This is a genomic window from Streptomyces sp. NPDC033165, from assembly GCF_055577965.1.
Window position 1 is genome coordinate 133,920 of record NZ_JBVIPK010000015.1, and the last position, 25,023, is coordinate 158,942.

Consider the following 25,023-nt stretch of genomic DNA (forward strand, 5'->3'; position numbering starts at 1 on the left):
ACCTTGCCCACCGACTGGTCTCCCCCCGAAGGATCCTGGGCTTCATCAGCTGCCCGCCGCAGGAACATGCAGGCTATCCGTAGCCGAGACACCAAGCCCGAACGCCTCATCCGACGGCTGGTTCATGCTCAAGGTTTGCGATACCGCGTGGCCGCCAAGCCCCTGCCCGACCTTCGCCGTACGGCCGATATGGTATTCCGCCCAGCGCGGGTGGCCGTTTTCATTGACGGCTGTTACTGGCACGGATGCCCTGACCACTACGTACCCCCCAAGACCAACGTGGGCTACTGGTCAGAAAAGGTAGCCCGCAACGTCGCACGTGACCGAGACACCGATGAGCGACTCGGTCAGGCAGGCTGGACCGTTCTGCGCTTCTGGGAACACGAATCACCCGACGCGTGCGCTGACGAGATCGCCCGCACGGTGAAGAGAATCCGTCGGCGCGGGGACACCCCCTGAGAGCGCCCTCTTCTGAATTTCATACTTCGTCAGCGCCATTTTGATCTGGAGACCAACCGCTTTGGCGACGGGCGGAGGAAAGGCGTTCCCCACCTGCCGGTATGCCGCAGTCTTACGGCCCATGAATTCCCACTGCTTCTCCCCAGGCTCAGGGTTGAACCCCTGAATCATCGCCGCCTGAGAAACCGTCAGCATGGGCCCGTTGTCCGTTCCAACACCAAGATCCCGGGCGAGGTTCTTCGTCGTCCCAGTTTTCTCGTCGGGCTCGTCAGCCACGCCCATGCCACAAACACCTAGGTCAGCCCACGCTCGCTTGGCTCTCGTGGGTCCGAGGTCGGCGCCGCCATGCTTCTTTGAACCGCCCACCAGCGTCGGCGCAATCCCCTTCGAAGCCCTATTGAACCATTCCGTGAATGCCTTGCCCTTCAGGCCGCGCCTCTTCATGGAATCCGCTAGCAGCTCTCCGACGGTAAGCGCCGGCTCCTGATCTTCGGCGGGGAGGTACCAGCCCTCCCTGTCGAAGTGATTCCAGAATTCAGGCTTCAGCCCTACGAGAATACTCCGCGGCCGGAGCTGTGAGACACCAAAGTTACCGGCCTGAAGCTCACGCCAGTCGCACTCATATCCGAGCTTCCCGAGATCCGAGATAATCTCTGCACGATAGCCGTCGAACTTTGACTGCATCAAGCCGCGAACATTTTCGATCATGATGGCTGAAGGGTTCAGCTGCTTGGCGAGATTAATCATGGTCGGGAAAAGATCCCGCTCGTCATCGCGTCCAAGCTGTTTGCCCGCAAGCGAGAACGGGGGGCAGGGAACTCCCCCGGCAAGCAAATCAATGCTGATCTCTTCAGCAAGATCTTTTGCGGCCTCGCTTTCCACGTACTCGCGGAGATCGCCTTCAAGTACATTCCATGACGGGCGGTTAAATCGCAGAGTTTCGCAGGCACTCTTATCCATCTCGATCAGCAGGGCATGCTCGAATCCCGCACGCTCCAGCCCGAGAGCCTGGCCCCCCGCGCCCGCGCAGATCTCCACCGAGGTGAACGCTCGGTCAGTGCTGGTCATACACCCTCCTTACCTACTTGCCTGGCGGACGCGTCACGCGACCCGTCCTTACAGAGGGTGACAGACCCCACTGACAACACAGCTCTCAATTGTGCGGCACGGCGCATCATGCCCCGAACATCACTCTCACCACTAGGAACACCCGTACGATATTGCCCATGCGTAGCCCTGCGTGGACCTGGGACGAGCTGCTGCTGATCTGCTCGCGTGTGGTCGAGAACGACTGGCGCCAGCTCCGGGCCTACCAGCCAGCCACTCATGAGCTCGCCGAGCTGCTCCGCTCCCTCCCTCTCCATGAAGGTGCCGCGCAGCAAGTTCCCGAGTTCCGCTCCGCGAAGAGCGTCAGCCGCAAGAGTGCCGACCTGCTGACGAGCCGCCCTGGATACGCCGGGCCAGCGACGCGCGGAGGTCGTCTCACACGGCTGATCGCAGTCGCGTTCACGGAGCGTGAGGCTGAGATGATGGCAGCGGCTCACGCTATCGAATCCGGCATCAGCTCCGGCGAGCTCTTGAAGATCCCAGAGCAACCCGACGAGGCCGACGAAGACGGCTCCACGGCGTACGAGGGGCGGCTGCTGGCCCGCTGGGCCATCTACCGCGAGCGGAACCCCGCTCTGCGGCGGCGAAAGATCAGCGACGCGCGGCGTCGGGGGCTGCCCATCCAATGTGAGGTCTGCGACTTCCGTTTCGGCGACGCTTACGGTCCCCTGGGGCAGGGCTACATTGAGGTTCATCACGTACTCCCCCTTCACGCCTCAGGCCCTCGGGAGACAAGGCTCGACGACCTTGCCTTCGTCTGCGCGAACTGCCATCGCATGTGTCACCGGAACCATCGCGGACTATCTTGGCGAACTCCCGCAGCATTGCGCGACGAAATGAAGAGAGGCCATCAGCCCGAGGCCGCTCAGCCCTTTTCCGTCACGTGAACCGAAGCGGCCCGGCGACAACCCGTTCACGCCAGCCGACATGCCGGAAGTATGACACTGAGAAGTCTCTCCATGTAACTTCTCACGCTTCTCTTTCGAGTGAACGTGCAGTTGGCGTTAGTGTCGGCCTCATAGCCTGCCGGGAGTCGGCGTAAGCCGGACCACCTGTGACGAAAGGCGCCCTTGATGCCCGTTCGAACGGCCACAACGCGCCGCCGCCAGCTCGGCGCGATGATGCGGAAGCTACGAGCAGCCAAGGGCATGACCCTTGAGGAGGCTGGTCGGCTCGTCGGTGTCTCCAAAGCCACGGTCAGCCGCTACGAGACGCAGGAAGGCCCGGTGAAGTGGCCCATCGTCGATGCACTGTGCCGGCAGTACGACGCCACGGAGGCGGAACGGAGCGCGGTCGTGTGCCTCGCCATGGACGCGAAGCAGCATGGCTGGTGGGCTCCCTTCGCAGACTCCATTCCTGCCGATATGAACCTTCTCCTCACGCTCGAAGACGCCGCCGTGCGCGAGGACCACTTCTCCTGCATGTACGTACCGGACCTTCTGCAGACTCGCGAATACAGCACGGCGATCCAGCAGGCCAACGAAATGCTCCTGGCGTCCGAAGAGATCGAACAGCTCGTCGACATCCGCATGAAGCGCCAGGAGATCCTCCGCCGCCCTCGCCCTCCGCACCTCTGGGCCGTCCTGGACGAGTCGGTGATCCGGCGGGTAGCCGGATCACCGTCGCTCATGCGCCAGCAGCTCGCCCATCTCCTGGAGGCGAACGAGTCGCCGGACATCACCCTCCAGGTCCTCCCGTTCGCCAAGGGTGCGCACGCCGCGGCGCTAGGAAGCTTCGTCGTCCTGGGAGGTGCCGAGCCCTCGCTCGACGTCGTTTACGTGGATCTCCACGTGGGCTCCGTCTTCATGGAGAAGGACCACGAACTTGACCGGTATCGCCTTGCGTTCGACTACCTGCGCACGCAAGCGTTGGACATGGCGGCGTCATCAGCACTGATCAGGCGTGTCTGCAAGGAGATCTGACGAATGCTCCCTCCCTCGTCCGGCGAGCTCCACAACTGGTTCAAGTCCTCCCACAGCGGCGGCCGTGCCACGGAATGCGTCGAGGGCGCGCACTTCCACGAGGCAACAGCGATACGCGACTCGAAGGACCCAGAAGGCCAGCCTCTGACCTTTCGACCGGACTCGTGGGCATCATCCGTGTCCGCCATCACGGCCGTCTGCACTGAACCGACTGAGCCGTCTGGCATCCGCCATGACTCTGTGACAGCGGAACAGGGCAAGCGGGACTCCTCCAACCCGTTCACGATGCCGGACGCCTGCTCGACGAGTCCTACGGGCCACGCCACCACGAGCCCAGCTCCATAGCAGTCGCTACCGCCGACGGGCAGGAACTCGGCCAGGAAGGCCCCGGTTCACAAGCTGCCCGCTGGCCTGCGGGGCGCCTCGCGCGTCCGTCGTGACGCCAGATCGTGATCTGCGGCTGGAGTGCCAGCGCTTGCGTCGGCTCTGCGGGGGCTTCTCCCCCAAGCGCAGGAGCTACCCCTTCATCCCCGCCACCTGCCTCGATCGCGCCTGGAGTTCACCCGCCGCCCGGAGCTTGCAGTACGGCGCAATGCGCTTGCGCATGGTCGCGAAGTGCTCGTCGCCGCGTGCCGAAGAGTGCCCCACGTAGTCGTCGAGGAAAGTGCCCCACGTGGTGCAGGCCGCCTCGATATGGCCGCACTCGAACTGCCACTGGGCCATGACCGCGTTGGCGTGGAGTCGTCCCTGCCTCTCCTGCCCGGGCTGCGCGCGGAGCGATGTCTTCAAGGCTGCGATGAAGCCCGGGAGGCCACGTGTCTCGTACAGAACATGCGCGACGTGCAACTGGTTGGCGGACTGGTCGTATCCACCGATCGACTCCCGCCGCGAATCGGCCTTCGAAAGCGCCGGCTCTGCCTCTCGCGGCCTCCCGTAAGCCTGACTGCGGTCACCGGCCGTCGAGGAGGCGTGGGCCTGTTGCCCACGGAGGAAGGCCACCAGGCGTGGGCCGGCGTCCGGTGCTGCCTCGGCCGCCGAGTCGGCCAGTTCCAGGGCCTTTTGACCGTGGCGAAAGTTGGACGCCTGGAGGCTCTTGCCGGGCAGCGTGCGGCGGTACGTCACGGGGCCACAGCAACTACTCGCACGCCTCCCTGCCCCCCGCCCGGACGTCAGTGTCTGCTCCACCACTGGGACCAACAGATGGCCGCCATCGTGCAGATCGCGGGTATCAAGCGATGGCAGCCCTGGCGGCCGAAGTCCTCCGCGCCGATGCGCGGATACCAGGAGTCCTTCCGCGTCCACGACCCCGGCTTCATCCCGGAACGGGAGGCCGCAGGCCCTGATCTGGAGGCCGACCTCCGGCCTGGACAGTCTCTGCTCCCACCGAGAGGCTGGGCGCAACAACCCTCATGCGCTCGACGCGCAGGTCCGCAGTGTCCACCTGACGTTCGCGATCCGGGAACGCACGCCGAGCCGCCGAAGCCGAGAAGGAGTGCACCACCTGAGGCTGGGACCCCCGCGCGCCGGGTGGGCATGGGCGATAGGCCGCGCCGCCTCACGCCCGCCCGACATGGCCGCAACGATCCCAACGGCCTCAAGATCGCTCGACCTTCTCACCGTCCGGGACCTGATAGCAGCCGGAAACGACCATCAGGTTGAGGCTTGGCGTTTCGTCCTTCGCGAAATGGACAATTTTGACGCTGTGTTTTTTCTCGTCATTGTCGGCCGTGAGCTTGATGTTCTTGTTCCTGCTGGTGTCGGGCCCGTAATCGACGACTTTCCAGCCGCGTCGGGGAAGTTCCTCCTTGAGTCGCCCCATCACGCCATCAAGCTGGGCGGCTGATGCCGGAGTGAAGCTCCAAGGGTGAAAAATCTGGAAGTACTTGTCCGGGTCCTTGGCACCGCACTCCTTGACGCCCGCTCCACTATTGGACGCCTTTCCCTTGATGCCGATCAAGTCGTAGATCTCACTGGAGACCTCCTTCGCCGCGTTTACGGCGTCCTCCGTCGTACTGGTTCCCGCGGAGGGAAGGGCACCGGTGTCCTCTGCGTCAGTCATGCTGCATCCAGTGATGGTAGTAAGGGTGATGGACCCGATGAGCGCCAGTGCGCCAAGTCTCGTCTTCACGTCGGTGAACCTCGGTGGCTCGGACCGGAGCGATCCGGTCAATTCGGTTGCGCAGCGGGCGGATTAGGTGTGCAATCAACGCTTGGGCGGGTCCGCCAGCCCCTACAAACACCGGACACTGCTATCGCCCCCTTGTGTGCGCGGGGGGCACCGGTTTCAGCTCGACATCATCACCACGCCCTGCCACAACCATTCCTTGATTCCATAGGCTGTCCGTGCCCTCCTTCCAGTAATCACTGTGGCCTTCCGTGTCTGTGGTCATCTGATTGGCGCCGAAGATCGGGTCACTGGGGATGATCCATACCCCGTCCCGGTCGTGTCCTCCGTGCCCGAATCGGCCAAGGTCCGGGACCACGTCCCAGTCGGCTTCCTGGTTCCAGACGTGCCCCTTCGGAACGTCCAGCTGCTCGGCCTTGCTCACCTGGACTCCGGGACTGCCGACGAGGATCACATCGTCCGCGTTCAGCTCACCCTGCCGGGCCGCGGACCCGATGAGAGTCGTGCCGTACGAGTGACCGATGGCAGTACGGTGCGGGGCCGACTCGGCGGTACGCGAGGCGTCGAGGCCGTCGAGGAAGCGGTTGTAGGCCGGGGCACCGTCATCCGCGTAGTGGCTGAACGGCGCATCCTTCACGACGCTCTGCGGCGCGTCGTACCCGAGCCAGGTGATAGTGGAGATCGAGTCGTTGCCCGGTGCCGCGTCAGCCACACGCCAGACATTTTCCATCCGGCCGATATCTCCGCCGATGCTGCCCAGATTCGACGTCGTGCCCGGGACGTACACCGCTTGATGATCAGCCGTGTCCGGATTTCCGTTCGCTACGATCGCCCGGCCATTGCCCTCCGTACTGAAACCCAGCAAGTACGCCTCGGGCAGCCCTTCCTCACCTGTCCTGTCGAATCGCGCCTCAATGCTCTTCATGCCCTCATTGGACTTGGTGAGCTGCGCGTGCCGCTCGCCGTACTGCGCGTTCCACTTGCTCCAGCTGTCGTTCTGGATGACAGCCGGGTAAGAACCGTTGGGATTGGGGGAGTACTTCGTGGGCTCAGCAGGAATCTTGTCGAGTTCCAGCTGTACCTGCGCCCGGGCCCCTGCCAGTGCCATGCGGTTGACCTCGTCACGGACCTCCGCGGGCAGCCCGTCCAGCGCACCGACCGAAGCCGCCCCGGTGGCGAGATAGGCAGACTGGTCCTCCGGGCTGAGCCCCTTCCACCATGACGCGTTGTCCTTCGGGCTGCCGTCCTTGGGAGGCTCCGGCAGGGAGTCGAGGTAGTCCTTGCCCGCCTCGCGGACACCTCCCAGGTCCGACTGCGTGTCGGCCCAGTCGCGCTTGGAGACCACCAGGTCGTCGTCGGCCTTCAGGGCACGGAGCTTCGGTGCCCATTTGACATCCGCGTCCGTGGCTTCCTTCAAGGCGTCGGCGATCCGGTTCGCGTACCCCATCGCCTTGCCGTAGTTCGGATTCGGGTGGATGTTGGCCGCCTGGCGCTCCAGCGCGTCGGACATCGGGCTGCCCCCGGCGCGCCCGGTCACCGTGCCGCCGTCGGCGGGCTTCTCGTCGCCGGGCTTCTTGCCTGCCGGATACGAGACGGAGCCGTCGGGGTTGACCGTGCAACCGTCGGCTCGGGCGTCCTCCATGGCCGCTTCCAGCTTGCGCTTGGCCGCCGCCATGTCGAAGGCGAAACCGTTCAGCGCGGTGCTCACCAGGCCGCACTCGACCTGCGCGTAGTGAAAGTTCTTCGACAGGCTCTTGAGCTCGTCGAGAGCGGCCTTCGCCGCCTCGCCCTCCACCTGGTTGCGGAGTCCCACACTGATCTGGTTGTCGATCGTGTCCTTGGCCGTGGAGGCCATGTCACCGGTCGCCCGGTATCCGTCCGCGGCCTCTTCGTACTCGGACGGCTTGAAGGCTTTCAACGTGGCCAGGTTCATGAGCTGGATCACCGCTCCTTTGCCTGGCCGCCAACGGCCTCGGTGTCCCGGTACTTCACCGCGAGCTTGTCCAGCTCCGCCTTGACTTCCTGCTCGGACTTCGACAGATCGTGGCCTGCCTTCTGCAGCAGCCCGCCCAACGTGTCACAGCGGCCGCTCACGTCGCCGACGTACTTCTTCCAGGAGTCGTAGAGCTCCTTCTGCGCTGCGGCGCTCCGGCATCCCCCGGTGTCACCGAGCCCCGTCTGCCCCTCGGTCAGCTTCGTCAATGCCTTGCCAACACCGTCCTTGAGACCCAGGACGCCCTCTCCGGCCTTCACCCATGCCCTTTTGTTCGTCTTCAGATCTCCTGAAGCCGGCCCAGCTGAGGCCCCGTCCTCCGAAGGAGCCCCGTTCAGCTGCATGTGGACAGTTCCGCGCGCCGACGCATCAGCTTTCAGTTGCTCCCACTCGTCCCACGCCACCGCGAAACTCTCCCCACTTCCCCGTTTCCCCGTGCCCTGTTTCCAGGCGCCTCGGGCCGAGTGGACATACTCTCCGGCGTCGACGGGACAAATCAAACACAGGGTTCGCCATAGCCAGACTCCCGCTGCCGGCCAAGGAGATCAGGCCACATCGGTGAACTCGGGCAAGGTGAGGGCCGAATAGGCCGGGCGGCCGGATCTTTGCGGCGGGGTTGTGCTGAGCTCGCGCAGCCCCTTGTTTCGCTGCTCCAACGCGCGGGCCGTTGCGGGGAAGAGGGTGGCGGCGCCCTTGCCTGCCTGGTCCTGGTTCAGGGTGACGAATGCGCGGGTGTCGTGTTCGTAGGCGGCGAAACCCGTGGTGTGGTCTCGGGCTGCCAGGGAAGCGGCGAGCATGCAGGAGCCCACCAGGGCCAGGCTGGTGCCCTGGCCGGTGAGGAGCGAGGGGGCGTACGCGGCGTCGCCGACAAGGGCGGCCCGGCCGTTGGACCAGCGGGGCATGCGGATCTGGCTGACCACGTCGAAGAAGAGGTCGCCCGCGATGTGCAGGGCGGTGAGCATCTCCGGGATCCGCCAGGCCGATTCGGCGAAGACCTCGGTGACCAGAGCCCGTTGGGCTGCCGGGTTCCGGAAGGCGCCGAACGGCGGGGCCTGGCGGGTGAAGTTCAGGAAGGCGTGGACCTCGTCGGCGTTGTCGCCCGCCGCGTAGAGGGCCGCCGCCCTGCCCGGGGCGTTCCACAGCACGGTTTCGCGGCGGAGGCCTAGGGTGTTGGGCATGGTGAACCCGGCGAAGCAGTAGCCGAGGTAGCTGTGGAACTGCTCTTCCGGGCCGAACAGCAGTCGGCGGGTGTGCGAGTGCAGGCCGTCCGCGCCGAATACCAGGTCGAACGTACGGCTGCCGCCCCGGCGGAAGGTGACGTCGACCCCGTGGTCCGGCCGGTCGAGGGTGCCGAGGGTGTCGATCGAGTCGCCGAAGAGGAACTCCACGTCGTCGCGGACCGCCGTGTGGAGAGCGCGGGTCAGCTCCCCGCGCGGCACCTCCAGGTCCTGGCCCGCGACGCCTCCGGTGACGGTGTGCGGGGCGAGGGAGGCCACCTCGCCGCCGTCCTCGTCGAGGAAGGTCAGCCGGCGCAGGTCGATGTGGGCGTCCCGCAGTCGGGGCAGGATTCCCATCCTCCGGACGACCTCCAGTGCGGTGCCGCGTACGTCGACGGGGTAGCCGCCGCCGCGCAGGGCGTCCGCCTTCTCGACCACCGTGACCTCGAAGCCGTAACGGTTCAGCCAGAACGCGAGGGCGGGCCCCGCGATACTGGCCCCGGATATCAGGGCGGTGCGCCTGGGTGTGGTCCGGTTGCCGCTCGGCAGATCGATTGGGGGCATCATTCTTCGGCTCCTTTGCTCATGGTGCGGGTGACCAGCAGGGAGAGCGCTGTGACGACGGCGGCCAGGGCGAAACCGGTGACGAAGGCGGATTCGGCCGGGACGTCCGACCCGGGCGGGGTGCCGGCGGTGAGGATCGCGCCGCTGATCTGCACGCCCACGGCGTAACCGATCACGCGGGTGACCAGGACCAGGCTGGTGGCGATGCCGGTGTCGCCCCGGTCGACGGTGGTGGCGGTGCTGGTCACCATCGCCGTGACGATCAGGCCGTTGGCGAGCGCGATCATCGCCTTGCCGAGGACGAGGTGCCAGACCTCGCTGTGCACGGCTGCCAGGCCGAGCAGGCCGACGGCCATGATGGCTGTCCCCGCGGTGACCACGGCACGCGGGCCGAAGCGCCGCGCCCCGAGCCCGCTGATCGGCCCGGCCAGCGACGCGACCACGGCCCCGGGCAGCAGGAAGAAGCCGATCCGGGTGGCGTCGGCCCCGAAGCCGTACGCCTCGGAGGGCACCGCGAACAGCTGCGGGACGAGATGGACCGGCACCGCGGTGCCGACGCACAGCATGAACGTCAGCACGCAGGACTTCCACACCACCGGCCGGGCCAGCATGCGCAGATCGACCATCGGCGAGGCCGCGCGGCGCTCCACCGCCGCCCATCCGGTCGCGCAGGCGGCCGTGATCACGAGAAGGGCGCCGAGCACGAGGGGCTGCGAGGAGGCGAGGTCGGCCGCCAGCGCGAGGGCGAGCATGAGCGTGACCAGGGTCCCGCTCAGGAGGACCAGGCCGGGCCAGTCGACCCCGGCATCGTCAGGCCGGGCCGGCGGATCGTTCGGCATCAGACGGTTCACCAGCAGGGTGGCCCCGACGACCGCGATCGTCGGCAGCGCGAACATCCAGTGCCGGGACAGTCCTTCGGCCACGGGCCCGGCCGACAGGGTGCCCGCCATCCCGCCGCCTACGAACAGCCCGCTGACCACCCCGATGGCCACCTTCGACTCCCCCTCGGGGAGGTGCTTGCGCACGAGGATGAACGAGAGGGGCAGTGCGCCCACCATGGCCCCTTGCAGCACCTGCCCGAGCAGCAGCATCGGCAGGCCGGTGGCCAGGGCGGAGACCAGGCCGCCGGAGCAGACCACCGCCATCAGACGGATCAGGACCCGCTTCCCGCCGTAGCGGTCGCCGAACCTGCCCGCGACCGGTGTGACGAGCGCGCCGGTGACGAGGAGCGCGACGCTGAGCAACGCCCCTTCGGAGGGGCTCATTGCGAGCTCGCGTTGCAGGAGCGGGAGCGTCGGTGTCACCACCGACTCCAGGGCGCCGGTGGCGACGGCCAGTGCGCCGAGGGCGCCGACGGCGGCCCTTCCGATACGAACCGGGGGAGCTGGGCATTCCGTTGAGTCGGTTGAGCGGGTTGAGCCGGTTAAGCCGGTTGGTGCGTTCGTTCCCGTCATGGGCAGTCCCTTCCGTCAACGCTTCTACACTACACCGTGCAGTGTAGAAGCGTTACGATGTGCTCATGCCGCCCACGAAGACCCTGCGCGAGGGGTCCGCGCCGAAGCGGGCCGCCATCCTTTCGGCGGCCCGCGAGCTGTTCCTCACCGACGGTTTCGACCGGTCCAGCGTCGACGCGGTCGCCGCCCGGGCCGGAGTGTCCAAGCGGACGGTCTACGACTACTTCGGCGACAAGCAGACCCTGCTGCGAACGGTCGTCGACTCCGTCGGGCAGTCACTGGTCACCGCTGTCCGGCGCACCCTCGACGACACCCTCACCGACCGCACCGAGGCCGCCGGCCTCGAAGACGCGCTGGTCACGTTCTCGATGCGCATCGCGACCGACATGCTCGGCTCGGCGGAGTACGCCACGCTGCGACGGCTGGTCCGGGCGGAATCGGGCCACCTGCCGCACCAGGACTACAACCCCATGGCCGACACCCCCGACGAGGCGATCGCCGAGCGACTCGCCGCGTTCGCCGCGGCCGGGCTGCTCGACGTCCCCGACCCCCGGCTCGCGGCCGACCAGTTCCTCGCGCTGACCTTCGGCGTCGCGCTGGACCGGCTCGGTTCGGCGAACGCGGCGCAGGACTCCCGCGTCCGGCCACTCGTCGTCGAGGGAGTGCGGACCTTCCTCCGGGCCTACCGAACCCCTTCCCCATAAGGTCTGGGGCGCGGTCGGCCCGGCCGAGCGGAAACCGTTCCCCCCTGGACGCTCGTCCTATGAAACTACGGAGCAGGGAACGGGCAGCGGACAGAAAGACGTGGTGGAGCGGGTGCGGGTGCGGTTTCAGTTGCGGGAGCGGGCGAGCCGTCGTGGGGCGCCGTCGGCCGGGCGGGGCGCCTTCGGCGCGGGCAGCGGGCGGCGGGGGGCGGTGCTCGCCGGGCTCGCGGTGACGGTGGCCGGGGTGATGGGCCTTCACCGGTGGATTCCCAACTCGCCCGGGCAGGTGGGCAGTCTGGTGGAGAACTTCCTCCCGTGGGCCGGGCTGGCCGTCGTCCTGCTGCTGGTCCTCGCCCTGGTGCGGCGGTCGGCGGTCGCCCTGGTGGCGGTGCTGCTGCCGGTGGCCGTCTGGACGCATTCCTTCGGCGCGCTGCTCCTGCCGGAGGCCGGTCCCGGTGCGCGGGACCTCGTCGTCGTACAGCACAACGCCAGCGACGAGAACCGCGACCCGGCGGGGACGGCCCGTGCGCTGGCCGCCGCCGGGCCCGATCTCATCGCGCTGGAGGAGCTGGTGCCTCCGGCCCTGTCGGTGTACGAGAGGACGCTGGCCGCCGAGTACCCCCATCACGCCGTCCGGGGCACCGTCGGGCTGTGGTCGAAGTACCCGTTGTCCGGAGCGCGGTCGGTGGACATCAAACCGGACGGAATCGCGGAGGGATGGAGCCGTGGGCTGCGGGCCGTGGCCCGTACTCCGCACGGCGAGGTCGCCGCGTACGTCGCCCACCTGCCCTCCATGCGCATCGGAACGGGCGGTCTCGCGTCCGCCTGGCGGGACGAGAGCGCCCGGCTGCTGGGGCGGGCCATCGCCGCCGAGGAGACCGGGGCACTGATCCTGCTCGGGGATCTCAACGGGGCCGTCGACGACCGGGGATTGAGGCCTCTCGTCTCGCAGTTGAACGTTGCCGAGCGCGGGTTCGCCTTCAGCTTCCCCGCCTCTTTCCCGGTGGCCCGGATCGATCAGGTGATGGCCCGCTCGGCCACCGTCGGCCACCTCCGCACCCTGCCCGCCACCGGCAGCGACCACCTGCCGGTCGCCGCCCGCGTCAGCCTGGAGTCCCCACGCTGACGGCGAGCGGGGCGCCGCCCACGACCGACCGACCGGCTCCCGGCCCCCGATCCCTGACCCCTGGTCCCTGACCCCTGGCCCCTGGTCCCTGGCCCCTCCATGGTTCATCCATGCTTTCATCACAATTCCGCTTCGCTTCCCCCATGCCCCTGAAACCGCCCCGGCCCCGCTGCGAGCATCGGCTGCTCCACCGCACCACAGCGCCGAGTTCCGCCTTGGGGGCAACACATGCAGACGACGAAGCAGTCACGGCAGCCGAGGCGCGACTTCCTCCGGATACTGGTGGGGGCCGTCGCGCTCGCGCTGTTCCTCGCGGGGTGCGGGGGCGGCGGGGGCGATACGGACGACGGGGGCGGGAAGGGTGCCGCCAAAGTCGCCACGTCGGCCAGTCCGTCGCCCTCCGTGCAGCGGGCCCTGGCCCTCATGGACGACGAGGAGCAGCGCGCGGTGGCCGGGAAGAGCCTGGACATCGACGTCCTGGACAACGACTCCATCACCCTGGAGAGCGGCGACGCGGCAGCCCTGCTCGACGCCTACGACCCGGATGACCTGACCCTGAGCGTCGCCACCGCCCCCGGCCACGGGACCGCCACGGTGTCCGGGGCCTCGATCGCGTACACCGCCGCGGCCGGGTACGCGGGCGAGGACACGTTCACGTACCGGGTGCTCGTCACCGGGACCGACGTACCTGCCGCCACGGCCGTCGTCCGCATCGACGCGACCGCGCCGAAGCCGAGCCCGAAGCCCACGCCCAAGCCCACACCGAAGGCGACGACCGCGGCGCCGGTGTACTACGAGAACTGCGACGCCGCCCGTGCCGCCGGGGCCGCACCCGTCGAGAAGGGCGACCCCGGCTACGCGCCCCACCTGGACCGCGACGGCGACGGCGTGGGCTGCGAGCCGTGGGGCGGCGGGTCGTCGTCCTCCTCCGGCGGGAGCAGCGGCGGCGGTTCGAGCAGTGGTGGTACGAGTGGCGGGGGCGGGGGCAGCAGCACGTACTACGCGAACTGCACCGCCGTACGGGCCGCGGGCGCCGCGCCCATCCGTGCCGGGGAACCCGGCTACGGCCGGCACCTCGACCGCGACGGGGACGGCATCGCCTGCGAGTAGGGGCAGGGGCCCGGGGGCATTGTCAGCGGTAGTCGTCCGGGTGGTCCTGCATCCAGGTGTTGATGCCGTCACGGGTGCCGACGATCTCGGAGAAGTACTTCTCCAGGTGCGCCGTGGACCGGTCCTCGCCCAGCTTGCCGAACAGGACCTTCATGTCGGCGAGGGGCTTCTTGAAGTGGCCCGGGCCCTTGCTGTCCGCCCGCATCGCCTCGTCCAGCTCCGTGAGCTCCCGGGTGACCCGGCCGAGGAAGTAGGCGCAGTCGCCCGCGCCGGGGGTGCAGGTGTCGTCGAGCGTCGCCTGCAACGTGGCGAAGGCGTCACGGACCAGCGCGGGGGCGGGCGAGGGGGCGGCGGTGTCCGGCGCCCCGGTGGCCGCCCGCTCGGCCTTGTCCGCGTTCTCGGCGTCCTCCGCGGTGCGGGTGGAGTCCACGTCCGCAGAGGAGGACGCCGGGGCCGCGGGGCCGTCCGCTGCGGAGCCGTCCCCGCCCGACGCCTGGGTGCAGGACACCAGCGCCGCGGCCACGACCACGGCAAGCGCACCTGCGCGCAACCCCGTTCGGGCTGAGCGGCGAGCACCCGCGCCATCGGTACGGACGGTGGTGCGGACGGTGGTGCGGGCAACGGTGCGGAACTGCATGAGACCCCCTCGCGCGAATGGCCCAGACCTTACACGGCACCCTCGGCCCGGGTTCCTGCGAGGAAGGCCGCCATCTCCCCGTACACCGCGTCGGAGTCGTCCAGATGGGCGTCATGGCCCGCCCCCGGGATCACGCACACCCGCGTCCCCGGCCGGCGGACCCGCATCCGGTCCGCCTCGTCCGGCTGCATCGCGCCGTTCTCGCCCCGCACCACCAGTACCGGGCAACGCACCCGGTCCCAGGCGTCCCAGTAGTCGCGGTGCGCGTTCTCCTGAACCGTGGCCACCATCACGTCCCGGTCCACCCGGGGGTACAGGCCGCCGGGGCCGGGTGCGAGGCCCGCCGCCCACGCCCGGCCCGCCGGGCCGCCGCCGAAGAACGCGGTGGCCGCCTCCGCGTCCGGGAACGGCACGGGCCAGGAGTCGAGCCAAGCGCCTATCTGCTCCGGCAGCTCGGGGTTCGGGCCTGCCGGGCCCGCCTCGATCAGGATCAGCGCCCGGCACGCCTCCGGGTGCGCCGCCGCGGCGAGCAGCGCGGTGAGACCGCCCATCGACTGACCGACCAGCACCGTGCCCTCGCCGGACAGGCCCAGGGTGCGCGCCACGGCCAGGACATCGCGCACGTGCGCCGCGCGCGACACGTCGCCGGGGCGGCGGGTGCTCGCCCCGCTGCCCCGGGCGTCGAACGCGACCACGCGGTGGGTCGCCGCGAACCGGGCCGCCAGCGCGTCCCACTCGCCGCAGTGCCCGGCCAGCCCGTGCAGCAGGAGCAGCGGCGGGCCGTCGCCCCCGTGGTCGGTGCAGAAGAGGCGTACGGGGGCCGCCTGCACCCCGTCGCCGCTCGCCACCGTGACCGTGAACGTCCTCACCTGGTTCCCCCTGTCCAGCCCCGCTTGTTCGCCCGCCCGTCGGCGACGCCGTACCGGACGTTAGCCTCAGGAGCGGAATCGGACCACGGGCATACGACAGACACACGAGGGAAGCAACGATGGCGAACGTTCCGGTGGCGGCAGTGGCGGCGAGCGGGCTCGTCGGGGGCTACGGCGTCGCCCGGTGGACCGGGAAGCGCCCGCTCGGCGGCGTCGCGCTCGCCGCCGCCGGGTCCCTCGCCGCGTACGAGTGGCACCGACAGGCCGGGCCGCGCGCGGCCGCCGGGCTGACCGCCGCGTACGTCGCCGCCTTCGCCGGGTCGCACCCGCTCGCCAAGAAGGTCGGCGCCTGGCCCGCCGTGTTCACCGTCGCCGGGGGCGTGGCCGCCGCTTCCTGGGCCGTCACCCGCCGCGCCCGGCGTCAGGGAGAGCCCTGCCGTCGCCGCGCGTGGGTCGCCTCGTGGTCGGGCAGGGGCTGACACCGGAACAGCCGGAACAGGTCGATGACTTCGCCGACATCGACGCCTTCGCCGAGACCGGTGAGGGTGAGAGCGCCGTGGCCGAACCGACCGAAGCCGGTGGGCGACAGAAAAGGCGGCGCGGCGTTGAACACCCGCCGAGCCGCGCCCGTACTACCGGGCAACTCCCCCGTGTGAGCCGGGTGCGTGCCCGTACACCACAGGACGGGTACGTACCCGGAACCCACAGACCCGATGGGCCCTCAGCCGCCCAGGGCGTGCGACACCGTGTAGATCGCCAGGCCGGCCAGCGCACCCACCACTGTGCCGTTGATCCGGATGAACTGGAGGTCGCGGCCGATGTGCGCCTCGATCTTCTTCGAGGTCTGGTCCGCGTCCCAGCCCGCGACCGTCTCGCTGATGAGGGACGTGATCTCCGCGCGGTACGTCGTCACGACATACACCGCCGCGTCCTCCAGCCAGCCGTCCAGCTTGGCCTGGAGCCGTTCGTCGTTCGCCAGCCGGGCGCCCAGCGACATCAGCGACGCGCGCGCCCGCAGCCGCAGTTCGCTGCGCTCGTCCTCGGCCGCCGCGATGATCATCGTACGGACGGAGGACCAGGCGGACGCGATGACGTCCTGCACCTCGCCGCGGCCAAGGATCTCCGACTTCAGCCGCTCCACCCGGGCCCGGGTGTCCTCATCGCTCTGGAGGTCGGCCGCGAAGTCGTTGAGGAACGTGTCGATGGAACCGCGCGCCGGGTGCTCCGGCATGTCCCGCATCTCCGTGACGAACCGCAGCAGTTCCTTGTAGACCCGCTCCCCCACCCGCTTGTCCACGAACCGCGGCGTCCAGCCCGGCGCCCCGCCCTGCACCGCGTTCATCACCGAGTCGCCGTGCTCCACCAGCCAGTCGTGCGCCCGTACGCAGACGAGGTCGACGACCTTGCGGTGGCCGCCGTCGGTGACGACCTTCTCCAGCATCTTGCCGAGGCTCGGGCCGACCTCAGCCGCGTCCGCGCGCCGGGTGATCGCCTCACCGACCACCGCCTGGACGTCGGAGTCCCGCAGCACCGTCAGCGCTCCGCGCAGCGCCGTCGCCGACTCGGCGGTCACCCGGTCCGCGTGGGCGGGCTCCGCCAGCCAGACACCGAGCCGCTTTCCGACGCCCAGCGCGTGAATTCGGTCACGAATGACGTCTCCGGAGAGAAAGTTCTCACCCACGAAGGAACCGAGGGACTGTCCCAGCTGATCCTTCTTGGTAGGGATGATGGCGGTGTGGGGGATCGGCAGACCGAGCGGGCGCCGGAAGAGCGCCGTGACGGCGAACCAGTCCGCCAGGGCGCCCACCATCCCCGCCTCGGCAGCCGCCGCGACGTAGCCCGGCCAGCCCTCCACACCTGAGCTCTTCGCCCAGGTGGCCAGCACGTACACGAGCGCGACGAGCAGAAGGAGGCCGGTGGCCGTGGTCTTCATGCGCCGTACGCCGCGCTGCTTCTCCTCGTCGGCGGCGGTGTACGCGAACGAGGCCAGCGGCCCCGGCCCTGGCCCCTCGCCCGGTCCCGGCCCTGGCCCGAAGCCCGCGCCGGAGCCCGGGCCCGGGCCCACTGATGTTCGCTCGGCTTTCTGCCCCTGCCCCGCGTCCTGCTCTTCGGATCCGGTCCGTTCCATCCGCTCCACCCGTCCGCGTACGCCTCACCCCCGTGACGTACGCATTGTCCCTACCTCACCTACTCCCGGGCCGCACGTCGAGTTCCCGACGGCCTGTCGCATCATGGGACCAGCACGATCATCACAAGGAGAAACACCGCACATGCCCAGGCGCCAGGGGTATGCCCTGCTCATCGCCCTCGTGGCGGGCACCGTCGCGCTCGCCGCCGCCGTCGCCTTCGGCACGACGCTGTTCTCCGGCCCCCGGCCGACGCCGCCCCCGCCCGCCGAGACCCATGCGGCCGCCCGTAACCCGGTCGCCCCCGCCACCTCGGGCGGCAACTGGGTCGCCACCTGGACGGCCGCGCCGGTCCGGGCCGAGCCCAACACCCCTAACGGGCTACCCGGGCGCACCATCCGTAACATCGTCCACACCAGTGTCGGCGGGAACGTCGCCCGCATCACGCTGTCGAACCTCTTCGGCACGGCCCCCCTGGTCGTGGACCAGGCCACCGTCAACACCCGGCCGGTGACCTTCAAGGGCGCCGCCGCCGTCACCATCGCCGCGGGCGGACGGATCGTCAGCGATCCCGTCGTCGTGCCCGTCGCCCCCGACTCCGACCTTGAGGTCGGCTTCCGTACCCCGGAGCCCGGCGGGCCGGTCACCTACCACCCCAACAGCCACCAGACGTCCTACCTCGTCGACGAGCGCGGCACCTGGCCCACCACGAAGTGGCGCTACCTGACCGCCGTGGACGTCCGCAACGAGAGCGCCCTCGGCGCGATCGTCGCCCTCGGCGACTCCCTGACCGCGGGCAGCCGCTCCACCACCGACGCGAACGCCCGCTGGACCGACGTCCTCGCCGACCGGCTGGGCGGCCGGTACGGGGTCGCCAACGCGGGCATCTCGGGCAACCGGGTCGTGGGCATCGGGCGCGGCACCGGTGGCGAATCCGGGACCGACCGGTTCGAGCGCGACGTCCTGTCGGTCGCCGGGGTCCGGACGGTCATCGTGGCCCTCGGCATCAACGACGTACAGCAGTCCCCCCAGGAGACCGACCCCCAGCGCATCGTGGACAGCCTGCGCTCCCTCACCGAGCGGGCGCACGCCCGCGGGCTCACGGTCGTCGGCGCGACGCTGACCCCGTTCGAGGGCTTCCCCAGCTGGACGCCCGAGCGCAACGCCGTACGGCTGGCGGTCAACGAGCAGATCCGGGCCGGGACGGTGTTCGACGCGTACGTCGACTTCGACGAGACGGTACGCGATCCCGCCGCGCCGAACCGGCTGCTCACCGCGTACGACTCCGGCGACCACCTGCACTTCAACGACGACGGCTACCGCGCGCTCGGCGACCGGGTGGACCTGGCGTCCCTGGACCGGGCCCGCACCCACCGGTCCGACGCACTGTGAGCGGCCGCTGAGCGGCCACCCCGGCCCCGATCGGCAGGAGGCGCGGTGAGGCACTGCGAGACGCGGTGAGGGTGTGTGAGGCAGAGGAGGCGCTGCGAAGCGCGTGAGGCACTGCGGGCACGTGAGGCACTGCGAGGCGCGCGACGTGCTGCGAGGCACTGCAAGGCACGTGACGTACTGCGAGGCGCTGCGAGGCGCGCGACGTGCTGAACAGTCGCGCCGGCCCCGCCCTCCCCCTCCCTCAGAGTTCCTTGGGGGTGCCGCCGTCCGGGCCCTCCAGCCCGCGTCGGCGGCGCGCCTCCAGTTCCGCCTGTTCCGCTTCCTTCAGGCGGCGGCGCTCCGCCTTCGTCCGCTTGCGCTCCACGCCGACGCCGCCCATCAGCGCGAAGCCGGTGATCCGTACGTACGGGGCATCGGGCGCGGGCTCCCCCTCCTCGTTGGAGCCCTCGCCGAAGCCGCCCATGATGCCGACGCCCCTGACGTCGACGTTCAGCTCCGGCGGCGCGGTCACATGCAGACCGCCCATGATCGTGAAGCAGCGGATCACGGTCTCGCGGTCCTCGAAGTGCGCCTCGCGCAGGTCGATCTCGCCGCCGCCCCACATCGCGAACGCCGTGAACTTCCGGGCCACCGTCCAGCGGCCCTTCCGGTTGAAGCCGCCCCAGAGCGCGAACCCGCCCTTGGAGGTCGCGGTGCCACCGATCCGGGCGGGCCAGTTCGCCGCGGAACCCCGCAGCGGGGCGGGCGCGGTAGCACCCACCGGGGCCACCGCCGAGCCGGGCGCCGGAAGGTCCTGGACGAGCGGCTCCAGCTCCCCGTGTGTACGCGCCTTGTAGGCCGTTTCGAGGCGCTGCTCGAACTCGTCCATCTCCAGTCGGCCCTCGGCCACGGCCTCGCGCAGCAGCTCGGCGATCCGCTCACGCTCGGTGTCGGATGCGCGCATTTCCGGACGTTCACTTGTCATACCGCGCAGCCTATTGAACGCACCCGCTCAAGACACAGACGTGCAGGCCAAGCAGTCGCGCCCGCCGTCCCGGAGAGGGACCGTCAGGGCAGGAACCGTCAGGGCGCCGACTCGTACATCCTCGCGATCACCGCCTCGATGTCCGGTTCCCGCACCGACAGGTCGACCAGCGGGTACTCTGCCGCGATCCGCGCCACCAGCGGGGCCGCCGAAGCCTCGGCGGGGAATGCCAGCCACTGGCGCGGGCCCTCCACCTTGACCGCTCGCAGCACGGGCCCCGACGGGCCGGACGTCAGCTCGATCGGCGGGAGTTCGCGCTCCAGGTCCACCACCAGCATCCGCTCGCTCTCCCCCACCTCGTGGAGGCCGGCGAGCGAACCGTCGTACATCAGACGGCCGTGGTCGATCACCATCACCCGGCTGCACAAGTGCTCGATGTCGGTCAGGTCGTGCGTCGTCAGCAGGACCGTCGTCCCGCGCTCGGCGTTCAACTCCTTGAGGAACTGGCGCACTTTGACCTTGGAGATCACATCGAGCCCGATCGTGGGCTCGTCCAGGTACAGCACCTCCGGATCGTGCAGCAGCGCCGCCGCGATGTCGCCGCGCATCCGCTGGCCGAGGGAGAGCTGCCGTACGGGAACGTCCAACAGCTCGCCCAGGTCGAGGAGTTCGACACAGCGGTCCAGGTTCTCCCGGTAACGGCGGTCCGGGATGCGGTACATGCGGTGCATCAGCCGGTACGAGTCGCGCAGCGGCAGGTCCCACCAGAGCGTGGTCCGCTGGCCGAAGACGACGCCGATGCGGTGCGCCAGGCGCGTACGTTCCCGGGCGGGGTCGATGCCCGCGACGCGCAGCCGGCCGCCGCTCGGGGTGAGGATGCCCGTCAGCATCTTGATCGTGGTCGACTTGCCCGCCCCGTTCGGGCCGATGTAGCCGACCATCTCGCCGCGCGGGACCTGGAAACCGATCCCGTCCACGGCCCGGACCTCGTGCCGTTCGCGGCGCAGCAGACCGGCCTTCCGGCGGACCTGGAAGACCTTCTCGACGCCGTCGAGGGTGATGAAGCCGTCGCCGCCCATTCCCGTAACCTCCTGCGTAGTCCTGTCCGACAACCCGCCCGGCAACCCGTCCGGCACCCTGTCCGGCCTCCCGTCCGAGCCCCTGTCCGAGAGGTCCGGCACCCAGCCCGAGGAGTCCGGCTCCCGTTTCCTCAACTGCCCGTACTCCGGTAGGCCCGCAGCCCCGCCCGCCACGCGAGACCCGCCAGCACCCAGCAGACCGCCGCCACCACAGGCGGCAGGAAGGCCACCCACTGCGGCAGATCGACCGGGTAGTCCCGGTCCAGTACGTACAGCGCGGGCAGCCAGCTGACGAAGGCCAGCGGGACCACGAACGTCACCCCGCGCACCAGGTCCTTCGCGAAGACCGTCGGCGGGTACTGGAGCAGCGTCGTCCCGCCGTACGTGAAGGAGTTCTGCACCTCGGAGGCGTCCTGCGCGACGAACTGGAACGCCGCCCCCGCCACGAAGACCGAGCCGAAGATCGCCGCGCCGCTCACCACCATCACCGGCAGCATCAGCACCTTCAGCGGCGACCACGCGATGTCCAGGGTGATCAGCGCATAGCCGAGGACCAGCAGCCCCTGGGTGATCCGCCCGGCCCGGCGCAGCGCGAACCGGTCCGCCGCCACCTGCGCCAGCACCGGCACCGGCCGCACCAGCAGCGTGTCCAGCGTGCCGTCCCGGACCCGGCGGCCCACCCGGTCCATCGACCCCAGCAGCAGGTCGCACAGCCCGAACGCCGTCGCCGAGAGCCCGTACAGCAGGGCGATCTCCGGGAGCGTGTAGCCGCCGAGCGCGTCGACGTGCGTGAACATCAGCAGGATCGTCACGAAGTCGAAGGCCGTCACCGCGAAGTCGCCGAGCACGGTCATCACGAACGAGGCCCGGTACGCCATCGTCGAGCGCACCCACATCGCCATGATCAGCCCGTACGCGCGCAGCCCCTCCAGCAGCCGGGGCCGCTCCTCGAACGCGAAGCCGCCCGCCTCCCGGCCCTCGTCGGCCCGTACCGCCGTCTCAGCCACCCTGGACCACCACCCTCCTGGTCGCCGCGGACTGCAACAGGCGCCCCGCCAGCAGCAGGACCACCGCCCAGCCGCCCTGGAACGCGTACGCCTCCACCAGCCCCCACCCCGTGTGCCTGCCGAGGAACACATCGGCCGGGACCTGGAGCAGCGAGGACCACGGCAGCGCCCGCGCCACCTCGCCCAGCAGGCCGGGGAACAGGTTCAGGGGCAGCAGCATCCCGGAGAAGAACAGCCCGGCCAGCGACGCGATCCGCATCGCTCCCGCCGCGTCGAGCAGCCAGAACGCCGACAGCGCGACCAGAAAGCGCACCGCGAAGCTGACGACGAGGCCCAGGAACACCGAGACGAGGAACGCGGGCCAGGTCCACAGGGAGCCGGGGAGCGCCAGGTCGAAGGCGAGCGCCCCCAGGAACATCGGTGCGACGCCCCGGCCCAGCAGGTGGAAGGCCGCCCGGCCCAGGTCGGCCGCCAGCCACCACAGCTGGAGGTCGGCGGGGCGGTACAGGTCGACGGCGATGTCCCCGGTACGGATCCGCTCCGCCAGCTCGTCCTCGAAGCCGCCGCCCATCATGGCGCAGGCCATCAGCAGGGCCTGCCCGAGCCAGACGTAGGTCAGCGCCTGCGCGGTGTCGTAGCCGCCGAGCTGCGGGCGCTCGTCCCACAGGGCGATGTAGGTGTACGCCACGATGAAGCCGAAGACCGTGTTGGTGAACACCCCCGCGGCCGTGGCCGTCCGGTAGGTGGCGTAGCGCCGGAATCCGCCCGCCGCCACGACCGCGTAGAGCCGCACGCCGCCCCCTCTCCCCCGCCGCCGAACGGCTCCCGACACCAAAGCCCGCGAGCTTAGTGCGCGCGTGAAGGCGGCCGCGACCGCATTTCTGACGGCCGGTGAGACGACCGGAGGAGGGAACGAACTATCAGAAACAGCAGTTTTTGTGACTAAACGGGCACTATGGAAGAACTGCCCACGCCCGAGGAGCCCTCACCGATATGAGCGACGAGCCGCAGAACTGGGCCCCCCGCGACCCCTCGGGCGCGATGGCCGCACCCGGAGGCGACCGCCCGCGGAAGCCGGGAAGGACACCGCGCAAGGGTCACCCGAAACGGCCCCGGCGCACCGGCTGGCGGCGCGCCCTCCCCACCTGGCGGATGGCCCTCGGCACCGCGCTGGGCCTGGCCCTCCTCCTCGGCGGCGGGCTCATCGCCGGATACCACCTCGTCGACATCCCGGCCGCCAACGCCGCCGCCACCGCCCAGTCCAACGTCTACCTCTACAACGACGGCAGCGTCATCGTCCGCGACGGCGACGTCAACCGGGAGAAGGTGAAGCTCTCCCAGGTCCCCCTCACCGTCCAGCAGGCCGTACTGGCCGCCGAGGACCGCGACTTCCACTCCCAGCCCGCCGTGGACGTCAAGGCGCTGCTCCGGGCGGGCTGGAACACCGTGACCGGCAAGGGCAAGCAGGGCGGCTCCACCATCACCCAGCAGTACGTCAAGAACTACTACCTCGGCCAGGAACGGACCGTCGTCCGCAAGGCCAAGGAGCTCTTCATCGCGGTCAAGCTCAACCGCGAGGAGAGCAAGGACCAGATCCTTGAGGGCTACCTCAACACCAGCTACTTCGGCCGTAACGCCTACGGCATCCAGGCCGCCGCCCAGGCCTACTACGGCAAGAACGTCGAGGACCTCACCACCGCCGAGGGCGCCTACCTCGCCACCCTGCTCAACGCCCCCAGCGCGTACGACGTCGTCGCCCACCCCGACAACGAGCCGGCCGTGCTACGCCGCTGGAACTACGTCCTGGACGGCATGGTCAAGGAACACTGGCTCGACGCGGCCGAACGGGCGACGACCCGGTTCCCCGCACCCGGCGAGGCCCGGCCCCCGACCGGGCTCTCCGGACAGCGCGGCTACATCGTGCAGGCCGTCGAGGACTACCTGAGCCGGCACGGCATCCTCGACGAGGAGACCCTCGCCACCGGCGGCTACCGCATCACCACCACCCTCGACAAGGCCAAACAGGACGCCTTCGTCCAGGCCGTCGACACGAACGTGATGGCCAAGACCAGCGACGAGCGCGAGATCGACCGCAACATCCGCGTCGGCGGGGCCTCGATCGTCCCCGAGACCGGGGCGGTCGTCGCCCTGTACGGCGGCATCGACTACACCGAGCAGTACGTCAGCAACGCGACCCGCCGCGACTACCAGGTCGGCTCCATCTTCAAGCCGTTCGTCCTCACCTCCGCCCTCGTCAACGGCTCCACGACCGGCGACGGCCGGCCCATCACCCCCAACACCGTCTACGACGGCTCCAACAAACGCCCCGTCACCGGACCGCAGGGCGCCACCGACTACGCGCCCGCCAACGAGGACGACGTCGACTACGGCTCCATCACCGTACGCACCGCCACCGACAAGTCCGTCAACTCCGTCTACGCGCAGATGGCACAGGACGTCGGCCCCGGCAGGGTGCGGGACACCGCCGTCGCCCTCGGCATCCCCGCGAAGACCCCCGACCTCACCGCCTCCCCCTCCATCGCCCTCGGCACCGCCAACGCCAGCGTCCTGGACATGGCCCAGGCGTACGCCACCCTCGCCGACCACGGCCGGCGCGGCCCGTACGTCCTCGTCGACAAGGTCACCAAGGGCGGCGCCGAGATCGAACTGCCCGAGCGCACGACCGAACAGGCCGTCAGCCGCGAGGCCGCCGACACGACCACCGCGGTCCTGCGCAGCGTCGTGGAGGGCGGCACCGGCACCGCCGCCCAGGCGGTGGGCCGCCCCGCGGTGGGCAAGACCGGCACCGCCGAGGAGGACCGGGCCGCCTGGTTCGCCGGGTACACCCCCGACCTCGCGACCGTCGTCGCCGTGATGGGCCAGAACCCGGACACCGGCGCCCAGACCCCGCTGTACGGAGCCCTCGGCCTGTCCCGCGTCAACGGCGGCGGCGTCCCCGCCGAGACCTGGGCCGCCTACACGGAAGCGGCACTGCGCTCCTCCCCGGCCAGGGAGTTCGACCTGGAGACGGCCCCGGGCTCCGACGAGGTGGACGAACCCGACCTCGACGAGGACCCCGGCAGCGGCACGGACCCGTCCGGCCCGCCGTCGGCCGCCCGCTCCGACGCCCCCACGGACACCGGGTGATACGGCAGGGACCCAGCGCCC

The 25,023-nt window shown here is 69.7% G+C and carries 24 protein-coding genes and 1 pseudogene; 11 read left to right on the forward strand and 14 right to left on the reverse strand.

Features of this window, described 5'->3' with window-relative positions; genetic code table 11:
• Positions 1-3 precede the first annotated feature (3 nt).
• Positions 4-459, forward strand: coding sequence for a very short patch repair endonuclease (locus ACZ5WC_RS28355; protein ID WP_468543463.1), 456 nt, complete (start codon positions 4-6; stop codon positions 457-459).
• Here ACZ5WC_RS28355 and ACZ5WC_RS28360 read toward each other — a convergent pair.
• Complete coding sequence (locus tag ACZ5WC_RS28360; RefSeq protein ID WP_468543464.1) at positions 388-1,527, reverse strand: DNA cytosine methyltransferase; 1,140 nt, start codon at positions 1,525-1,527, stop codon at positions 388-390. The genes ACZ5WC_RS28355 and ACZ5WC_RS28360 overlap by 72 nt on opposite strands.
• Positions 1,528-1,685: 158 nt before the next feature.
• Here ACZ5WC_RS28360 and ACZ5WC_RS28365 point away from each other — a divergent pair, with 158 nt between their 5' ends.
• The 3 genes from ACZ5WC_RS28365 to ACZ5WC_RS28375 all read left to right on the forward strand — a co-directional run bounded on the left by ACZ5WC_RS28365 (position 1,686) and on the right by ACZ5WC_RS28375 (position 3,833).
• Positions 1,686-2,453, forward strand: coding sequence for an HNH endonuclease (locus ACZ5WC_RS28365; protein WP_468543465.1), 768 nt, complete (start codon positions 1,686-1,688; stop codon positions 2,451-2,453).
• A 186-nt stretch (positions 2,454-2,639) separates the two neighbouring features.
• On the forward strand, positions 2,640-3,488 hold the full coding sequence (locus ACZ5WC_RS28370) for a helix-turn-helix domain-containing protein (protein WP_468543466.1): 849 nt from the start codon (positions 2,640-2,642) through the stop codon (positions 3,486-3,488).
• Between the two features lie 3 nt (positions 3,489-3,491).
• A complete protein-coding gene (locus ACZ5WC_RS28375; RefSeq protein ID WP_468543467.1) occupies positions 3,492-3,833 on the forward strand; it encodes a DUF397 domain-containing protein in 342 nt (113 codons plus the stop codon).
• Positions 3,834-4,004: 171 nt separating this feature from the next.
• Here ACZ5WC_RS28375 and ACZ5WC_RS28380 read toward each other — a convergent pair.
• Positions 4,005-4,610 (reverse strand): annotated as a pseudogene (locus ACZ5WC_RS28380) (hypothetical protein); the annotation flags it as partial.
• 78 nt (positions 4,611-4,688) lie between these two features.
• Here ACZ5WC_RS28380 and ACZ5WC_RS28385 point away from each other — a divergent pair.
• Positions 4,689-5,147 (forward strand): hypothetical protein, encoded by a 459-nt coding sequence (locus ACZ5WC_RS28385; RefSeq protein ID WP_468543468.1) that lies wholly within the window; start codon positions 4,689-4,691, stop codon positions 5,145-5,147.
• On the opposite strand, the gene ACZ5WC_RS28390 is transcribed toward ACZ5WC_RS28385, so the two are convergent.
• From ACZ5WC_RS28390 to ACZ5WC_RS28410, 5 genes are all read right to left on the reverse strand, one after another.
• Positions 5,083-5,547: a hypothetical protein gene (locus tag ACZ5WC_RS28390; protein ID WP_468543469.1), complete on the reverse strand. Its 465-nt coding sequence runs from the start codon at positions 5,545-5,547 to the stop codon at positions 5,083-5,085. The genes ACZ5WC_RS28385 and ACZ5WC_RS28390 overlap by 65 nt on opposite strands.
• Positions 5,548-5,737: 190 nt before the next feature.
• Positions 5,738-7,546: an alpha/beta hydrolase gene (locus tag ACZ5WC_RS28395; protein WP_468543504.1), complete on the reverse strand. Its 1,809-nt coding sequence runs from the start codon at positions 7,544-7,546 to the stop codon at positions 5,738-5,740.
• Between the two features lie 8 nt (positions 7,547-7,554).
• Positions 7,555-8,010: a hypothetical protein gene (locus tag ACZ5WC_RS28400; protein WP_468543470.1), complete on the reverse strand. Its 456-nt coding sequence runs from the start codon at positions 8,008-8,010 to the stop codon at positions 7,555-7,557.
• A 141-nt stretch (positions 8,011-8,151) separates the two neighbouring features.
• A complete protein-coding gene (locus ACZ5WC_RS28405; protein WP_468543505.1) occupies positions 8,152-9,387 on the reverse strand; it encodes an FAD-dependent monooxygenase in 1,236 nt (411 codons plus the stop codon).
• Positions 9,387-10,841, reverse strand: coding sequence for an MFS transporter (locus ACZ5WC_RS28410; RefSeq protein ID WP_468543471.1), 1,455 nt, complete (start codon positions 10,839-10,841; stop codon positions 9,387-9,389). Before ACZ5WC_RS28410 ends, ACZ5WC_RS28405 begins: the two co-directional genes overlap by 1 nt.
• A 65-nt stretch (positions 10,842-10,906) precedes the next feature.
• Here ACZ5WC_RS28410 and ACZ5WC_RS28415 point away from each other — a divergent pair, with 65 nt between their 5' ends.
• The 3 genes from ACZ5WC_RS28415 to ACZ5WC_RS28425 all read left to right on the forward strand — a co-directional run bounded on the left by ACZ5WC_RS28415 (position 10,907) and on the right by ACZ5WC_RS28425 (position 13,781).
• Positions 10,907-11,545, forward strand: coding sequence for a TetR/AcrR family transcriptional regulator (locus tag ACZ5WC_RS28415; protein ID WP_468543472.1), 639 nt, complete (start codon positions 10,907-10,909; stop codon positions 11,543-11,545).
• A 247-nt stretch (positions 11,546-11,792) separates the two neighbouring features.
• Positions 11,793-12,671, forward strand: a complete 879-nt coding sequence (locus ACZ5WC_RS28420) for an endonuclease/exonuclease/phosphatase family protein (RefSeq protein WP_468543506.1) — start codon at positions 11,793-11,795, stop codon at positions 12,669-12,671.
• A gap of 228 nt (positions 12,672-12,899) precedes the next feature.
• A complete protein-coding gene (locus ACZ5WC_RS28425; RefSeq protein ID WP_468543473.1) occupies positions 12,900-13,781 on the forward strand; it encodes an excalibur calcium-binding domain-containing protein in 882 nt (293 codons plus the stop codon).
• A 22-nt stretch (positions 13,782-13,803) separates the two neighbouring features.
• Here ACZ5WC_RS28425 and ACZ5WC_RS28430 read toward each other — a convergent pair whose 3' ends face one another.
• A complete protein-coding gene (locus ACZ5WC_RS28430; RefSeq protein WP_468543474.1) occupies positions 13,804-14,310 on the reverse strand; it encodes a hypothetical protein in 507 nt (168 codons plus the stop codon).
• Between the two features lie 137 nt (positions 14,311-14,447).
• Positions 14,448-15,287, reverse strand: a complete 840-nt coding sequence (locus ACZ5WC_RS28435; protein WP_468543475.1) for an alpha/beta fold hydrolase — start codon at positions 15,285-15,287, stop codon at positions 14,448-14,450.
• A gap of 119 nt (positions 15,288-15,406) precedes the next feature.
• Between ACZ5WC_RS28435 and ACZ5WC_RS28440 the strand changes: the two genes are divergently transcribed.
• Entirely contained in the window at positions 15,407-15,766 is a 360-nt protein-coding gene (locus tag ACZ5WC_RS28440; RefSeq protein WP_468543476.1) for a hypothetical protein, read from the forward strand.
• Positions 15,767-16,008: 242 nt separating this feature from the next.
• Here ACZ5WC_RS28440 and ACZ5WC_RS28445 read toward each other — a convergent pair whose 3' ends face one another.
• Complete coding sequence (locus ACZ5WC_RS28445; protein WP_468543477.1) at positions 16,009-17,415, reverse strand: DUF445 domain-containing protein; 1,407 nt, start codon at positions 17,413-17,415, stop codon at positions 16,009-16,011.
• A gap of 142 nt (positions 17,416-17,557) precedes the next feature.
• Here ACZ5WC_RS28445 and ACZ5WC_RS28450 point away from each other — a divergent pair, with 142 nt between their 5' ends.
• Complete coding sequence (locus tag ACZ5WC_RS28450) at positions 17,558-18,805, forward strand: SGNH/GDSL hydrolase family protein (protein ID WP_468543478.1); 1,248 nt, start codon at positions 17,558-17,560, stop codon at positions 18,803-18,805.
• Positions 18,806-19,046: 241 nt separating this feature from the next.
• Here the strand turns inward: ACZ5WC_RS28450 and ACZ5WC_RS28455 are convergent, their stop codons facing one another.
• From ACZ5WC_RS28455 to ACZ5WC_RS28470, 4 genes are all read right to left on the reverse strand, one after another.
• Positions 19,047-19,748 carry a DUF1707 SHOCT-like domain-containing protein gene (locus tag ACZ5WC_RS28455; protein WP_468543479.1) on the reverse strand — a complete coding sequence of 234 codons (702 nt, stop codon included), beginning with the start codon at positions 19,746-19,748 and terminating at the stop codon, positions 19,047-19,049.
• Positions 19,749-19,867: 119 nt separating this feature from the next.
• Positions 19,868-20,848, reverse strand: coding sequence for an ABC transporter ATP-binding protein (locus tag ACZ5WC_RS28460; RefSeq protein WP_468543480.1), 981 nt, complete (start codon positions 20,846-20,848; stop codon positions 19,868-19,870).
• A 131-nt stretch (positions 20,849-20,979) separates the two neighbouring features.
• Positions 20,980-21,855: an ABC transporter permease gene (locus tag ACZ5WC_RS28465; protein WP_468543481.1), complete on the reverse strand. Its 876-nt coding sequence runs from the start codon at positions 21,853-21,855 to the stop codon at positions 20,980-20,982.
• The gene (locus tag ACZ5WC_RS28470; protein WP_468543482.1) at positions 21,848-22,648 is read right to left on the reverse strand and encodes an ABC transporter permease; all 801 of its coding nucleotides are present in this window, start codon (positions 22,646-22,648) and stop codon (positions 21,848-21,850) included. The genes ACZ5WC_RS28465 and ACZ5WC_RS28470 overlap by 8 nt, the downstream gene beginning before the upstream one ends.
• A 200-nt stretch (positions 22,649-22,848) precedes the next feature.
• Between ACZ5WC_RS28470 and ACZ5WC_RS28475 the strand changes: the two genes are divergently transcribed.
• Positions 22,849-25,002, forward strand: coding sequence for a transglycosylase domain-containing protein (locus tag ACZ5WC_RS28475; RefSeq protein WP_468543483.1), 2,154 nt, complete (start codon positions 22,849-22,851; stop codon positions 25,000-25,002).
• The last annotated feature ends 21 nt before the right edge of the window (positions 25,003-25,023 follow it).

Coding starts and splice junctions, on each gene's coding strand:
- ACZ5WC_RS28420 (WP_468543506.1), top strand. CDS start 11,793: ATGGGCCTTCACCGGTGGATTCCCAACTCGCCCGGGCAGGTGGGCAGT.
- ACZ5WC_RS28365 (WP_468543465.1), top strand. CDS start 1,686: ATGCGTAGCCCTGCGTGGACCTGGGACGAGCTGCTGCTGATCTGCTCG.
- ACZ5WC_RS28385 (WP_468543468.1), top strand. CDS start 4,689: ATGGCCGCCATCGTGCAGATCGCGGGTATCAAGCGATGGCAGCCCTGG.
- ACZ5WC_RS28475 (WP_468543483.1), top strand. CDS start 22,849: ATGAGCGACGAGCCGCAGAACTGGGCCCCCCGCGACCCCTCGGGCGCG.
- ACZ5WC_RS28360 (WP_468543464.1), bottom strand. CDS start 1,527: ATGACCAGCACTGACCGAGCGTTCACCTCGGTGGAGATCTGCGCGGGC.
- ACZ5WC_RS28450 (WP_468543478.1), top strand. CDS start 17,558: ATGCCCAGGCGCCAGGGGTATGCCCTGCTCATCGCCCTCGTGGCGGGC.
- ACZ5WC_RS28405 (WP_468543505.1), bottom strand. CDS start 9,387: ATGCCCCCAATCGATCTGCCGAGCGGCAACCGGACCACACCCAGGCGC.
- ACZ5WC_RS28440 (WP_468543476.1), top strand. CDS start 15,407: ATGGCGAACGTTCCGGTGGCGGCAGTGGCGGCGAGCGGGCTCGTCGGG.
- ACZ5WC_RS28425 (WP_468543473.1), top strand. CDS start 12,900: ATGCAGACGACGAAGCAGTCACGGCAGCCGAGGCGCGACTTCCTCCGG.
- ACZ5WC_RS28370 (WP_468543466.1), top strand. CDS start 2,640: ATGCCCGTTCGAACGGCCACAACGCGCCGCCGCCAGCTCGGCGCGATG.
- ACZ5WC_RS28445 (WP_468543477.1), bottom strand. CDS start 17,415: ATGGAACGGACCGGATCCGAAGAGCAGGACGCGGGGCAGGGGCAGAAA.
- ACZ5WC_RS28455 (WP_468543479.1), bottom strand. CDS start 19,748: ATGCGCGCATCCGACACCGAGCGTGAGCGGATCGCCGAGCTGCTGCGC.
- ACZ5WC_RS28410 (WP_468543471.1), bottom strand. CDS start 10,841: ATGACGGGAACGAACGCACCAACCGGCTTAACCGGCTCAACCCGCTCA.
- ACZ5WC_RS28415 (WP_468543472.1), top strand. CDS start 10,907: ATGCCGCCCACGAAGACCCTGCGCGAGGGGTCCGCGCCGAAGCGGGCC.
- ACZ5WC_RS28375 (WP_468543467.1), top strand. CDS start 3,492: ATGCTCCCTCCCTCGTCCGGCGAGCTCCACAACTGGTTCAAGTCCTCC.
- ACZ5WC_RS28460 (WP_468543480.1), bottom strand. CDS start 20,848: ATGGGCGGCGACGGCTTCATCACCCTCGACGGCGTCGAGAAGGTCTTC.
- ACZ5WC_RS28390 (WP_468543469.1), bottom strand. CDS start 5,547: ATGACTGACGCAGAGGACACCGGTGCCCTTCCCTCCGCGGGAACCAGT.
- ACZ5WC_RS28395 (WP_468543504.1), bottom strand. CDS start 7,546: ATGAACCTGGCCACGTTGAAAGCCTTCAAGCCGTCCGAGTACGAAGAG.